Source organism: Neobacillus sp. (genome assembly GCF_031988165.1).
Lineage (GTDB): Bacteria > Bacillota > Bacilli > Bacillales > Cytobacillaceae > Neobacillus > Neobacillus rhizosphaerae.
The window spans coordinates 58,605-72,274 of the sequence record NZ_DALZYO010000018.1 but is presented as its reverse complement, the minus strand read 5'-3'; the positions used below and the strand labels follow the sequence as shown (position 1 = coordinate 72,274).

General features: G+C 39.0%; 12 protein-coding genes. 5 read left to right on the top strand and 7 right to left on the bottom strand.

The features are described from left to right. Positions 1-105: 105 nt before the first annotated feature. Together RTR43_RS12765 and RTR43_RS12760 are read right to left on the bottom strand one after the other, a co-directional pair. Positions 106-1,359, bottom strand: a complete 1,254-nt coding sequence (locus RTR43_RS12765) for an ABC transporter permease (RefSeq protein WP_312472415.1) — start codon at positions 1,357-1,359, stop codon at positions 106-108. Next, complete coding sequence (locus RTR43_RS12760; RefSeq protein WP_312472414.1) at positions 1,352-2,251, bottom strand: ABC transporter ATP-binding protein; 900 nt, start codon at positions 2,249-2,251, stop codon at positions 1,352-1,354. The genes RTR43_RS12765 and RTR43_RS12760 overlap by 8 nt, the downstream gene beginning before the upstream one ends. Before the next feature lie 123 nt (positions 2,252-2,374). Here RTR43_RS12760 and RTR43_RS12755 point away from each other — a divergent pair, with 123 nt between their 5' ends. Continuing rightward, positions 2,375-2,560 carry a YhzD family protein gene (locus tag RTR43_RS12755; RefSeq protein ID WP_312472412.1) on the top strand — a complete coding sequence of 62 codons (186 nt, stop codon included), beginning with the start codon at positions 2,375-2,377 and terminating at the stop codon, positions 2,558-2,560. Positions 2,561-2,597: 37 nt separating this feature from the next. On the opposite strand, the gene RTR43_RS12750 is transcribed toward RTR43_RS12755, so the two are convergent. From RTR43_RS12750 to RTR43_RS12730, 5 genes are all read right to left on the bottom strand, one after another. Then, the gene (locus RTR43_RS12750; protein WP_312472410.1) at positions 2,598-3,389 is read right to left on the bottom strand and encodes an enoyl-CoA hydratase; all 792 of its coding nucleotides are present in this window, start codon (positions 3,387-3,389) and stop codon (positions 2,598-2,600) included. A gap of 151 nt (positions 3,390-3,540) precedes the next feature. Further along, positions 3,541-5,160, bottom strand: a complete 1,620-nt coding sequence (locus tag RTR43_RS12745) for a long-chain fatty acid--CoA ligase (protein WP_312472408.1) — start codon at positions 5,158-5,160, stop codon at positions 3,541-3,543. 136 nt (positions 5,161-5,296) lie between these two features. Then, positions 5,297-6,808, bottom strand: a complete 1,512-nt coding sequence (locus tag RTR43_RS12740) for a coproporphyrinogen III oxidase (RefSeq protein WP_312472406.1) — start codon at positions 6,806-6,808, stop codon at positions 5,297-5,299. Positions 6,809-7,129: 321 nt separating this feature from the next. Continuing rightward, positions 7,130-7,999 (bottom strand): Cof-type HAD-IIB family hydrolase, encoded by an 870-nt coding sequence (locus RTR43_RS12735; protein WP_312472405.1) that lies wholly within the window; start codon positions 7,997-7,999, stop codon positions 7,130-7,132. A 137-nt stretch (positions 8,000-8,136) separates the two neighbouring features. Then, positions 8,137-8,484 carry a YlbF/YmcA family competence regulator gene (locus RTR43_RS12730; protein WP_248733913.1) on the bottom strand — a complete coding sequence of 116 codons (348 nt, stop codon included), beginning with the start codon at positions 8,482-8,484 and terminating at the stop codon, positions 8,137-8,139. Between the two features lie 305 nt (positions 8,485-8,789). On the opposite strand from RTR43_RS12730, the gene RTR43_RS12725 reads away from it, so the two are divergent. Genes RTR43_RS12725 through RTR43_RS12710 form a run of 4 tightly spaced genes read left to right on the top strand, consistent with a single transcriptional unit; the run spans position 8,790 to position 13,653 of the window. Further along, positions 8,790-10,163: a YheC/YheD family endospore coat-associated protein gene (locus RTR43_RS12725; protein ID WP_312472404.1), complete on the top strand. Its 1,374-nt coding sequence runs from the start codon at positions 8,790-8,792 to the stop codon at positions 10,161-10,163. 7 nt (positions 10,164-10,170) lie between these two features. Next, positions 10,171-11,274, top strand: a complete 1,104-nt coding sequence (locus tag RTR43_RS12720; protein WP_312472403.1) for a YheC/YheD family endospore coat-associated protein — start codon at positions 10,171-10,173, stop codon at positions 11,272-11,274. Further along, positions 11,252-12,616, top strand: coding sequence for a YheC/YheD family endospore coat-associated protein (locus RTR43_RS12715; RefSeq protein ID WP_312472402.1), 1,365 nt, complete (start codon positions 11,252-11,254; stop codon positions 12,614-12,616). The genes RTR43_RS12720 and RTR43_RS12715 overlap by 23 nt, the downstream gene beginning before the upstream one ends. After that, complete coding sequence (locus tag RTR43_RS12710; protein ID WP_312472400.1) at positions 12,613-13,653, top strand: YheC/YheD family endospore coat-associated protein; 1,041 nt, start codon at positions 12,613-12,615, stop codon at positions 13,651-13,653. Before RTR43_RS12715 ends, RTR43_RS12710 begins: the two co-directional genes overlap by 4 nt. The last annotated feature ends 17 nt before the right edge of the window (positions 13,654-13,670 follow it).

The following is a 13,670-nucleotide window of genomic DNA, read 5'->3' as shown; positions in this document are numbered from 1 at the left end:
AGGTGAAGACAGAAGCGTAGTTTCATTTATGCGTTCAGAATTAATAATATTAATTCTAATTAGCTAATAAAGAGCTTTACCAAATATGGTAAAGCCCTTACATCATTATTCGTTTTTTGTTAATTGTAAAGCCTTTTTAATATCTTTAAAGGAATTAGACTTGCCATACATTAGAACTCCGCCTCGATATACACGGGCACCAAAAATCGCTAACACAATGATCGTTGCGATAAGAATAGCAATTCCTAAGAATGCCTCCCATGCTGGGATTGTCAGCATTCCAACACGCAAAAACATAATCATCGGTGTGAAGAAAGGTATATAGGACGTAACGGTAATAAATGGAGCGTCTGGTTTACCAAGACCAAACATAGCAATCATAAATCCAGCCACGACCATTAACGTCATCGGCGTAATCATTTGCTGTACATCTTCAATCCGACTGACAAGTGAGCCCAAAAAGGCCGCGAGTGTGGCATAGAGAAAATAGCCTAGAATAAAGAAAATAACGGCATACACGATGGTCTCTAATGGGATGTCCCCAAATCCATATACACCAAAAAAACCCTCTTTTAATGTTTCCATATTTTTTGTGAACGAATAATACCCAACTATCAGAAATGCAGCTAATTGTGTCAGACTTAATAGGCCAATTCCCAATATCTTTGCAAACATCTGCTTAATGGGAGAAACACTTGAAATTAATATTTCCATCACTCTTGATGACTTTTCAGTCGCTACTTCCATTGCAATCATGGTGGCGTACATAATAACGGCGAAATAAATAATAAACAGCAGCACATATACGAGACCTCGTGCTTGATTAAGTTCCTCTTCTGTTTTGGCATTTTTCTCAAGCGCAAATTTCTCAAAGGAAACCGGTTCATAAAGCTTTTGCAACTGAGCTGGGGCCAAATTAATCTTTGATGCCGTTAGCATCGTTTTTACTTGCTGCAAGCTAGTTTGAAGATCTGTAAAAAGTGAAGAATCTGCGATGCTCATTGCTTTAAAGGTGGCTTCAGGTAATTTTTCTGCATTAAAATGCAACTGAATTACCCCTTTGAAATCGCCCTTTTCAACTGCTTTCTCCGCCTCTTTTTCACTGCCTTTGTAAAGAGTTAGTTTAATATCTTTGTTAATGGTTTTTAGTTGCTGTTTAAAAGGTTCGTAAAGTTCCCCAGTTTCATCCAGTACCGCAACATTTTCTTTCCCACCGTTTTTATCAAATAAACCTATGATATTATTAATATTTGTTAGAGCTAATACAATCAAAACGGTGATGACCGTCGTGATAATAAACGATTTGCTTTTCAATTTGTTTAAATAAGTATGAAACAAGATAATCCAAAAACTATTCATAGGAATTACCTACTTTCTCGATAAAAATATCATTTAAAGAAGGCTCTTCAAGGGCAAATTTCCGAATGAATCCATTGCTTACTATCTCTTTAAGTATACTTTCCGCAACCTTTTCTCCTTCAATCTGCAAAAGAATTCCTTCCATCGTCGGAGTTGCCTTTACAACACCCGGATATTTTTTCAATGAATCTAGAGGAAATTCAGCATGGATGATAAGATTCTTTTTGCCAAACTCACGCTTAATCTCCTTTAAGGAACCATGAACGACAGGTTTTCCTTTATGCATAATACAGAGATGCTCGCACATCTCCTCCACATGATGCATTTGGTGGCTGGAGAATACGATGGTCGCCCCATTTTGTTTAAGGGTTAAGACAGCTTCCTTAAGCATTTCCACATTTATCGGATCAAGACCGCTAAATGGCTCATCAAGAATTAATAATTTGGGTTTATGTACTACAGCCGCAATAAATTGGATTTTTTGTTGATTTCCTTTTGAAAGCTCTTCTACTTTCTTATTCTCATACTCTGGTATTTTAAAGCGATCAAGCCAGTATTTTAATTCTGTTAGTGCTTTATTTTTGGGCATACCTCTTAATCTGGCTAAATAGACAATTTGGTCGCGGACCTTTAACTTAGGGTATAAGCCTCTTTCCTCAGGAAGATAGCCGACCAAGTGGCTGGTAGAATAATCAATTGGTTGCCCATCCCAGGTAATTTTCCCGCCGCTTGAGTCCAGCAGACCTAATATCATTCGAAATGTTGTTGTTTTCCCGGCGCCATTGGCCCCCAAAAAACCAAACATCTCCTTTTCGGGAATCGTTAACGATAAATCGTCAACCGCGGTAAATTGTCCGAATCGTTTCGAGACATGTTCAAGCTTTAGAACCATTTCACTCACTCCTTTCCTACTTTGATACGAATATAACATAAAATGGTTTCATTTTCTTTTTGCACAATTTAGAGAATTATGTGAAAATAACGGTAGCAATCTTTAAAAAAAGGGGATTTCGAGATGAAAACTTATTCATTAACTGCCTTTGAAGCAAATGGAGAAAAGATTTTAGATGAATCCTTCCAAGCAAGCAATGATGATGCAGCAAAGCTGCAGGGTGAAAAATTACTATCAGAGAAAAATTTATTAGAAAAAACACATCGCTGTACCTCTCCAAACGGAAAGTTGCTGCTTTTTCATTCGTAAAAAAGCATAAAAACAAAGAAGCTGCGCTTCTTTGTTTTTATTTTCCGATAAAATTTGGCTTCCTTTTTTCCATAAACGCCTGAATTCCCTCGTGATGGTCCACCGTTTCCCGCATTTTTTGCTGACCGTACTTTTCTAATTCTAAAATCTTTAGTAATTGCGGGCGGTTCTTTTCTGCTAAAATCTTTTTCGTTTTAATCATCGCTTGAACAGGTCGACTTAACCAGTCTGATAATCTAGCATCTAATGTCTCTTGCAGCCCTTCACTTGCTACCTCCTGAATAAGCCCCAACTTTAATGCTTCTTCGGCGCCCATCATTTTCCCATCCCAGATGACCTGTTTTGCTCTTGTCTCTCCTAATCTTTTTTCCAAAAAGAAATGGGCACCGCCATCAGGGATTAATCCGATGCCGATAAAATTCATCGCTAGCTTGCTTGCTTTGTCGGCAATAATATAGTCCGTTGCTAACGCTAAGCTAAATCCCAAGCCTGCAGCTGCACCTGAGATGGCGCTGATTGTTAGTTTTGGAATGCTGTAAAGCGTAATAATTAATTCGCTGATACAGTCCATAACCGGGAAGAAATCGCTCTCGTTCATGTTTGAAAGCATTGTTTTAATGTCTCCACCTGCTGAAAATGCTCTTCCTTTCCCCGTTAACACGACAATATCAACATCATCAGATTCGCTTAGCTCTTTTAGTTTACATGCAAGGCCCCTAATCACGTCTGTATCCATGACATTTAATGCCTCCGGCCGATTCATTTCAACCGTTGCAACGCGGCCGTCCACCTTCAAATTCACCTTATCCGTGACAAAATTTATCGACATTTGAAACGCCCCCCATACTTTTTATTCACTTCCATTATATATGGTAATGGATTGAATAAAAACAAACTTTCTCAATATATTGAATTTTCTTCCTATCGTTTTAGTTTTATTTCAAGTGAAAAGGACAAGGAATTTTCCTTGCCCTCTTCACTTATCCTTTTCGGAGAACTTCTTGTTGGACCTGATCACGAAGGGCCATTTTTAGGAATTTACCAACTGAGGTTTTTGGAATTTCCTCAATGAACAGGATATCATCTGGGATCCACCATTTGGCAAACTGCGGTTTTAAGAAATCAAATAGTTCTTCCTTCGTTGTTTTTCCCTTATTGGCTTCTTTTAAAACGACGCAGGCCACAGGTCGCTCCTGCCATTGTTCATGGGGAACAGCCACAACCGCCGCTTCAAAAACTGCCTCATGTGCCATTAACGAATTTTCAAGATCAACCGATGAAATCCATTCACCCCCGCTCTTAATTAAATCTTTTGTACGATCGACGATTTTCACAAAGCCTTCCTCGTCAATCGTGACAACATCCCCAGTATGCAGCCAGCCATCACGGAAGGCCTCTTCTGTTCGCTCGTCTTTATAATATTCAGAGGCAATCCAAGGACCTCTAATACACAATTCTCCCATTTCCGCTCCATCCCAGGCGACTTCGCCGTCCTTACCGACGATTTTTATTTCAAGTCCAGGGACAAGGACGCCCTGCTTCGCTCTTAATTCTAATCTTTCTTCTGCATCCAGTTCTTCTTGGTAGCTTTTTAGCGTTGAGATGACCACCAGAGGACTGGTCTCTGTCATACCATAGGCATGCATAAATGGAATATTATGCCGTTGTTCAAATGCTTTAATTATCCCTTTTGGTGCTGCGGACCCTCCACATAAAACTCCCCTTAAGCTGCTCATATCATAGGAGCCTTCATCGAGTTCCTTTAACAAGCCAAGCCAGATAGTTGGAACCCCTGCCGTTACTGTAACTCTTTCTTGCTCAATGAGCTCTGCAAGCAATTTTGGCGTAAAATAAGGTCCCGGTAGAACTAAGGATGTCCCAAACCAGACGGCGGAAAATGGCATCCCCCAAGCATTTGCATGGAACATTGGCACAACTGGAAGTGCAATATCTTTTTCGCTTAATGCTGCACTATCCGCAAGACCTAGCGCCATACTGTGGAGAACAATCCCTCGGTGGGAATAAACAACTCCCTTTGGATTTCCAGTGGTCGCTGATGTGTAGCACATTCCTGCCGGGGCGTTTTCGTCAATATCTTCAGGATAATGATATTCTGGATTCGCTTCAGCTAATAGTTTTTCATAATGATAGACTGGAGAGAGAGTTGTTTCTGGAAGTTCTTTTTCATCAGTCATAATAATATAGGCCTTTACAGTCTTTAATTCAGGGGCACATCTTTCGAGTAGTGGCAGGATGTCTGGGTCAACAAGGAGCACCTTGTCTTCGGCATGATTGATAATGTAGGAAATATGTTGGGGTGTTAGGCGAATATTTACTGTATGGAGAACAGCGCCCATACAAGGGATGGCAAAATAGGCTTCTAAGTGACGGTGATGATTCCATGCTAAGGTTCCTACCCTCTCGCCCTTTGTAACCCCTAATTTCGTTAGGCTGTCGGCCAGCCTTCTCGTTCTTTCGGCAATTTGTTTGTAGGTGAATCGGTGAATGCCGCTTGCCGTTCTTGAAACTACTTGTTTTTTTGGAAAATACTTTTCTGCTCTCTCAATCATTTGCGTCATCGTTAAAGGTGTTTGCATCATTGCTAAATCCCCTCCCTAAATGAAAGCATATTAATACACTGTTGAATTGTATTAGACAATCCATATAATTATTCGATATTCAGCCGGGATAATCCTTTATTAAGAACAAATAAATCCAAAAATCCCCTGCCAAAATTTAGGCAGGAGAACCGTTTTCCGAGAATAACTCATCTAAAATTTTTAGTTTATCTTCTGTGTAGGCTGCAAATCCGTCATTATAGGATTTCGGATCCTTCGGATTGGCAAAGTGGGTAATCTTACCGGTAATCGGATCGATAAATTTGCTTGCTGCCCCGCAGCCTAGTCCAATAATCGTCTGCTGTTCCTCCATAATCATTATGTTATAGATACTCTCTTGAGTAGGAAGAGAATAGCCGACATTCTCAAGATTACCAAGAATGTTTTTTTGTCTGTATAGATAATAAGGTACATAGCCATGACCTTCTGTCCAAACCTCAGCAAGCTCCATCATTTTTTCAGCCTCATCACGACCCGCCACTTTATATTTCTCCTTGTTCTTGGTCATTTCAGATGCTCGCTTGAATGACAGGGTATGGACAGTTAAAGATTCAGGCATCAGCTTTTCTGTTTCCGCTAAAGAGTGGGTAAATTCAGGCACACCCTCACCAGGCAAGCCAATAATTAAGTCCATATTGATATTATTCATGCCCATGGAACGAGCCAAATGGTATTTTTCTACGGTCTCGGTAACTGTATGATGTCGGCCAATCGCTTTTAACGTTTCTTGTGTATACGATTGTGGATTGATGCTAATCCGGTCAATATTCCACTTCTTTAAGACTTCTAATTTTTCCGGTGTAATGGTATCAGGTCGTCCCGCTTCAACGGTAATCTCGCGAATATTCTCCACATCTGGAAACGAGTCATACATTTCTTCATAAAGCATATCCATCTCGTTTGCTGTAATACTAGTGGGTGTACCGCCCCCATAGTATACCGTGGTAATACGAACACCTTTTTCCTTTAACCATGCCCCGATTTTCTTCATTTCATAATGAAGTCCACCGAGAAAGGAATCCACAGAACCTTGGCGTCCGTTGATCGCATAAGCCGGAAAAGTGCAATACGCACATTTCGTTGGACAAAAAGGAATCCCAATATAAATGCTTACTTCTTTTTGAAGTGAGTATAAATCAGGGACAACCGATAACTGTCGATCAACAATTTGCTGCATCAATTTAATCTTTTCATCGGTGATTAAGTAATCTTCCTTTAGCTGCTGATGGGCAGCCTCTAAAGGGACACCTTCCTGCATTTTCCGATGGAGCAGTTTAGTTGGTCTCACCCCAGTTAAAATACCCCACTTTTGCGTAATCCCTGAAAAGTCCTGGAGAACAGTTAAATAAGCATGAGCCACAGCATTTTTTAGTTGTTTAAACCATTCCTTTTCGGAATCACTTGAAACCATTTCTTTTTGATACTCCGAAACATATTCTTTTCCATTGTTATCCTTTAGTTCAGCGAAAACCGATACATACTTATTGACTTGTAAAGTAAATTTTATCTGTAAATCAGCTTCTTCAGCATTTGCCGTTAATATCTGTGATTCTTCAAAAAATAAATTAGCAATCAACCTTAGTGGCCGATTAAATCTTTCATCCTCTAATCCTATTATCGAAATTCGCAATTAAATCACCTTTCAATAGTAAACTTCCTTAAGTGTACAAAATCGCGAAAACAAGGTCAATAAGTTGGAAATCATTCACATAGACCAGCAAAAACGGAAATGGTATTTCAACCCACCATCTTCTATGGAAAAACACTTCTTTATAAACCCCAGTCTAACTTAATAAAGGCGGTGTGAGCAGAGCTTGGCTTCAACTATTCAAAGTAAACAATGTATATTTTTCTCTTAAATTGAATATACTGATTCGTTTTTGCGACGCTCCGCCCCTTTTCCATAAAAAGAAAAGATACCACAGGTTGGGTCCCGTGATATCTTTGCCAATCATTTTTTTATGATATTCATCTTTTTTAAAAATTCAATTGGCTGCTGCTTGCGGAAGTGCTCCTTTACCATATAGGCAACACCATGCTCATTTTCTGACCTCGTTACCCAATCAGAAGCCTTTTTCACTTCAAAGACGGCATTCCACATTGCGACCCCAAGGCCTGCAGCTTCAATTAAAGAAATATCATCTAGAGCATCACCAATATAAACCATTTCACTTCTACGGATTCCAAGTTGGTTTCCTAAGTAAGTCAATCCGGTTAATTTTGAAACGCCAGCAGGAACAATATCCAGCCTTAGTGAATCAAGTTCGATTATGTCAATCTCATTAAACATTTTTCTAAGGATTTTCTTCACATCGATCAGGTCGCCTCTATCTTCAAAATAAACCTCTATTTTTGGTGGTGTAACTGGCTGGTCATGTAAATATTCACTTAGTGAAGAGACAAATTGCTGGGAATAAAATACCGGATCTCCAGATGTAAAAACTGTTTTTGCCAAAAGGTTATTATTCAGCTTTAACTTATTCGCTAATGAAAATTGTTCATGTACAAGACGGATTTGGCAGGGGATTGCCTCTAGGAGACGAACAGTATCATAGGTAATGTCTTCATTAATCCTTTTTACATAAATCGGCTTTTCTTCAGGACTTGCAATATAGGCACCTTGATGTGTAATAAGTGGTGATTTTATTTTTAACGCCTTTGCCACCTTTCTTGCTGATGGGAAACTGCGTGATGTTACAAGCGTTAGATAAATACCTTTTTGCTGAACATAATCAATGGCTTCTTTTGTTGACTTATGGATTTTTCCATTCGTTTGAAGAAGCGTGCCATCAATATTTAATGCAAGCAAGCGATAAATCATTATGTTGCCCCCTGTTCTTGGTGAAATTACCCTTATATCACTTTTATGACTTTTCACTCATTAATAGAACAGATGAGATGGCCTCACTATCGAAAAAGAAAAAAACCCTCGTTTTTCCGAGGGCTTAGCTTTGAAGTTTACAATTGTCCATATAAGTCTTCTAATGGTTTCATAATTACTTTATTTAATTCACCGATAATCATGCTCATTCGCTGTTCTGCTTGCATGAGATGGGCAATTTTTTGATTTTGCTGAACTAGTGCTACTGTTGATTGTGCTTGCTGTATTTCTTGTTCAGATATATCCTGACCCATCATTTGTTTTTGCTGTAGATTCATTTGGATTTGACGGAATTGATCAAACATTTGTTTTGCTGCCGGATCGGCATTCACTTCGCTATATGCCTGCTTTAATTGTGTATACTCATCACTTTGACGAATTGCGGTTTCTAAGGCATAGGCGGAATCATATAAATTTACTGCCATCGGGTTCACTCCTTTTCAGATAAGATGAAACGTCCATCAGTGGTGGTTATACAGATGGTTATTGAATCATTCGGTCTTTTACGGGCAGTGGATCCCAACGAAACCTTATGGTGTTTCCTCCTCTAAGAATGGAGTCGGGGCTCTTACTGCCGTTAATGCGAGATAAACAATTCTCCACAACTATAACAAACTATTCATTCAAATGCGAGAATGTTCAAATCACCAACCAAATTATTTTCACATACGATACTATATCAACGAATGCCCATAAAAAACGATTCTATACGTGTAAATGAGGAGTGATTATGTCATTTTCATTAACCCCAGTTAAAATTGTGCCCTGGATTCCCACTGTAAAAAATGATTGCCAAGTACAAATGTCCGAGCAATTGTTTACCCATTTACAATTAAAAGAGAATCTAGATTTGAAGATCACATTAGGGAAGAAAACAATCACAACTACCGTAAAAACTGTAGAAATGGCCGCTGACGAAATATTTTTACCGGAAAAGATGATAACTGAATTTTGTCTGCCACTTCAAAGCTACAAATTTCAGGCCATGTATCTAGCAGAAAGTCATACGCTGAAGCTAGGACCCATGGTCGGATTACTGACTAATTTCACCTCAAATAAGCATGAAGAGCCGCACTTTCGCACCATCCATTCCTTTTGTGAGGAACTGCATCACGGTATAACGATGCAAGGTGGTTTTTTCTACGTTTTTTCTTATGACAAATTTTTAAACGAAGGCTATTACCTTGATGACAGGAAATGGATTCCATTTGAGCCTCCACTGCCAGATGTCATATATAATCGCATCCATTCCAGAAGACTGGAACAAAAGGATTCCTATAAACATTTTCGCAAACGGCTGGAACAATTAATGATCCCGATATTTAATGATCGTTTTCTTTCTAAATGGGAAGTGTATGAGCAACTAAGCGAAGAAAGACATCTTTTCCCCTATATTCCCGAAACGAAAATTTTCTCAAAGGAACACCTGCATGATTTTATCCAAAAATACGAAACCGTCTTCCTAAAACCGATTCATGGGAGCCAGGGCAGGAACATTATTAAAGTAATAAAGGAAATGGAATACCTCTATACGTTTCAAACCTCGTTATCTGATCAGTCAGATCAGTTCGGGAATAAATATTCCTTAGACGAAATTTATCCGTTGATAAAACCAATCCTTCATAATCGAATTTATATTATTCAACAGGGCCTTTTTTTAGTTACACATCAATCATGTGCGATCGATTTTAGGGTTTTATGTCATAAAAATCAAACCGACCACTGGGAAATTACATCCATTGTGGCAAGGATTGCTGCTGAACAGGAATTTGTTTCTAATATCGCGAAAGGCGGAACGATTACAAGACCGTTAAATGTCTTGAGAACTTGTTTGGACCGAAGAAAATCTTTAGAAATACTTGCACAAATGAAGGAATTGGCGCTTGAAACGGCTTCCGTTATTAGCAGCCACTCAGCAGGCATAACGGGAGAACTTGGCATCGACATCGGTGTCGATCTTGATGGTAGGCTTTGGTTAATTGAGGTCAATTCCAAGCCCTCTAAAAATTTCGATGATGGTTTAGGAAAAATTAGACCATCTGCAAAGGCGATCATCCAATTTTGTACGAAGCTTGGATTTGAAACCGAGCCATTAAAGGAGTGACATTAAAATGATTACATTTGGCATTATGACGTTAACTATGGAGAGTGAAAATTCTTATATTAAAGAAATCGCCTGCCTTGCTGAATCGTGCGAGATGGAGGTTTTCCGCTTCCTTCCATCCAATATCAATCCACATACGCTTCAGGTAAAAGGGAAAAGGTTTGATTCAAAAGCTCAATGCTGGCTGGAAAGTGAACAGCCAATCCCAGCCATCATTTACGATCGCTGTTTCTACGGAGAGGATGAACATTCCAAACAATGCTTGCCGATTGTCTCTTGGCTGAAGAGCAGAAATGATATTACCTTTTTAGGCTATGGATTGCCTAATAAACTTGAAATTTATAAAACGTTACGGAACACTGGTTTAGTTTCCTATTTACCTGATACTCAATCAGTTTCGGATACAGGCATTATTCTAAAAGAATTAGCGATGAAGAAAAAAATTATCTTAAAGCCAATTAATGGATCTGGTGGGTACAGTATTTATTACTTGAAAAAAAACGACAAAACCTTTCATGTGAAAACAGAAAAACACAAGAAAATTATTTCACGTATATTTCCAAATGAGGCTAAGCTCCTTCAATGGTTGAAACCGTTAATCAATCAGCGTGACTTTCTGTTGCAGCCGTATCTAGAACTATCCAATAATGAACTCCAGCCCTTTGATATCCGTGTTCTCCTGCAAAAAAGTGTGCGAGGGGTCTGGGGCGAACTTGGCAGAGGGATTCGCATCGGAAGTACTGGGGGCATTCTATCAAACTTAAGTGCAGGAGGGGCCGTCATCGCGTTTACAGATTGGCTATCTTCACTTCCACCTGCAAAGGGGGAATATATACGCCAAGAATTAGACTACATTCTTACCAACCTCCCTGCCCTCCTTGAAAAGGAATTTATGCCATTGTTTGAGATTGGTGTTGATATTGGTATCGCAAAAAACGGATCCATTTGGATTCTTGATGTCAATTCCAAACCGGGAAGAAAGGTACTATTACAAACACGGCCAGATTTGAAGGAGATCATTCACATGAAACCGCTGCTTTATGGCAAATACCTTTCCGAAACGGATCCGCAAGAAAGGAAGAACTATTATGAGAAAACATTATCTCATTGAAGTTACTCAAAATGATCAAATGGTTGTGTTCTGTCCCCAGGCTGTCCTTCGGGATAAACAGATAAAAAAAATTGCTTTTGGCTCAAAATCAATTGCTGTTGATTTTTTCCCACATCCTGATAAAAATGACCGGATTGTGATAAGCAAGAAAATTCAAGAAGCCATCCAGTTCCCTCATTTTACTATCCCATTACATGCCTTTATCGAAAACCAAATTCTTTATATCGGTCCACTCGTAGGTATTTTTACAGCTGGGTTTACTTCCATTCCCCAGCAGCCAGTTGGCGAACGAACATTGTTTTTTTCAAAACTGCTATCTGTTAATAAACCGGTCGGTGCCTTGGCATTTGTCTTCGGGGAACAGCATATTGATTGGGAGCAAGGAACGATTGAAGGTTACTTTTTTCATAATCAGGCTTGGACAACGGTCGAGGTTCCCTTTCCAAATGTGATTTACGATCGCCTGCCCAATCGAAAAAGTGAGAACAACCCAAAATTGATCAAAGTAAGAGAGCGACTACAAAAGGAATATCTCATTCCATGGTACAATCCCGGCTTTTTCAATAAACTAGATATTTATGAGAGACTTCAGAAAGATCCATCGGTTACTACTTACTTGCCGGAGACCCATCCATTTACGTCCTTCTCCATCATGGAAACGATGCTGTCCAAATATGGCCATATTTTTATAAAGCCAAAAAACGGCAGCCTCGGTTTAGGTGTTCATCAGGTGATTTTTGACAAACAAACAGGCGATTATTATTGTCGATATCAAGACGATGGCTATATTAATCGATTACGAAAATTTGTCAGTTTAGAACGATTGTTTCATTCCGTATTTGCTCATCAATCACTAGAAAAAATGTTAGTGCAGCAAGGCATTTCCTTGCTTAGAAATGAACGGCGTTCCATTGATTTTCGTGTCCATACGAATAAGGATGACTATGGAAAATGGCAAGTATCAGCGATTGCCGCGAAAATTGCCGGTCATGGAAGCGTAACTACACATGCACGAAGTGGTGGTGATATCAAAACAATCGCAGAAATTTTCCCAAAGGAAGAATGTGATTTATATACCGAAAAGCTGATTAGTATTGCACTATTGCTTAGCAAATCACTCGACAAAAATATTGAAGGCATTATTGGTGAGATTGGTTTTGATTTAGGTATTGACCGAAACGGAAATGTATGGCTATTTGAAGCTAATTCCAAACCAGGCAGATCTATTTTTAGTCATCCTGAATTGAAGGAAGTTGATTTCCTAACGCGGAAATTATCAATCGCATTTGCCATTTTTCTAACCGAGCAAGCTTTATTACATCCTGAGGAATTGTTCAAATGATAAACAATACGACTGGTCCACTGATTGGGATTTTGACTTCTCAGAAGGAAAATGGTGACATAGCAGGTAACGGTCCGCTTTTTATTGAATTGCAAAAAAAGCTTATTTCATTAAATGGAGTAAGCTTTGTCTTTACAACTGAAGGAACAACAAATGATTTCATTATTGGCTATTCCTTTTCACTTGAGAAAAAATGCTGGATAAAGCGAAAATTTCCCTACCCGAGCCTTGTTTATAATCGAATTCCCTTTCGAAAATCTGAACAAAAGGAATCATTCCGACGTTTTATTTCCGTGTTAAGGGACAAAAATATCCCCTTTTTTAATCCATGTTTTATCGATAAATATGAGCTCTATGAGTTATTAAAAAATCATCCGGTGCTACAAAACTTTTTACCGCAAACAATCCTTGTACAGGAAAAAAAGGACTTGTTCTCTTTTCTGAAGAAACATAAAAGCATTTATTTAAAACCATCGCAAGCATCTAAAGGAATAGGTATTTTCCGTCTAAAGATGATGAATCCATCTGCAATTCAACTTCAAGGGGTTGATAATTATGAATCCTATCCTTCCTTTCATCGTTTTTGGGACATATGGAACAAGGAACTACTTGAGAAAAACTATTTGGCCCAGGAAGAAATTAATTCAGCCGAGTATGAGGGAAACCGCTTCGATTTTCGCATTCTTGCCCATGCAGAGGAGGATGGTTATAAAATAACAGGAGTCGGAATTAGGCAGGCCCAGACTCAAGAGATTACGACCCATATACCAACCGGAGGGAGACTGCTTCCATACGAGCTTTTCCAATCTACGGAACATGATCAATTCATTCAAACGGTTGTCCCACATATCGGAGAAGCATTATCGAAACAATTTGGCTTTTTTGGCGAGTTTTCTATTGATGCAGGCATAAGTAAAACTGGTCGGTATTCCATTTATGAAGTAAATTCAAAGCCGATGAGTTTTGATGAGACAGAGATTGAAGAAAGGAAAATAGAGCATCTTTGCCGCTTATTCCTTCAATTAGCAGATAATTAAAACTAATATGGGTTTAA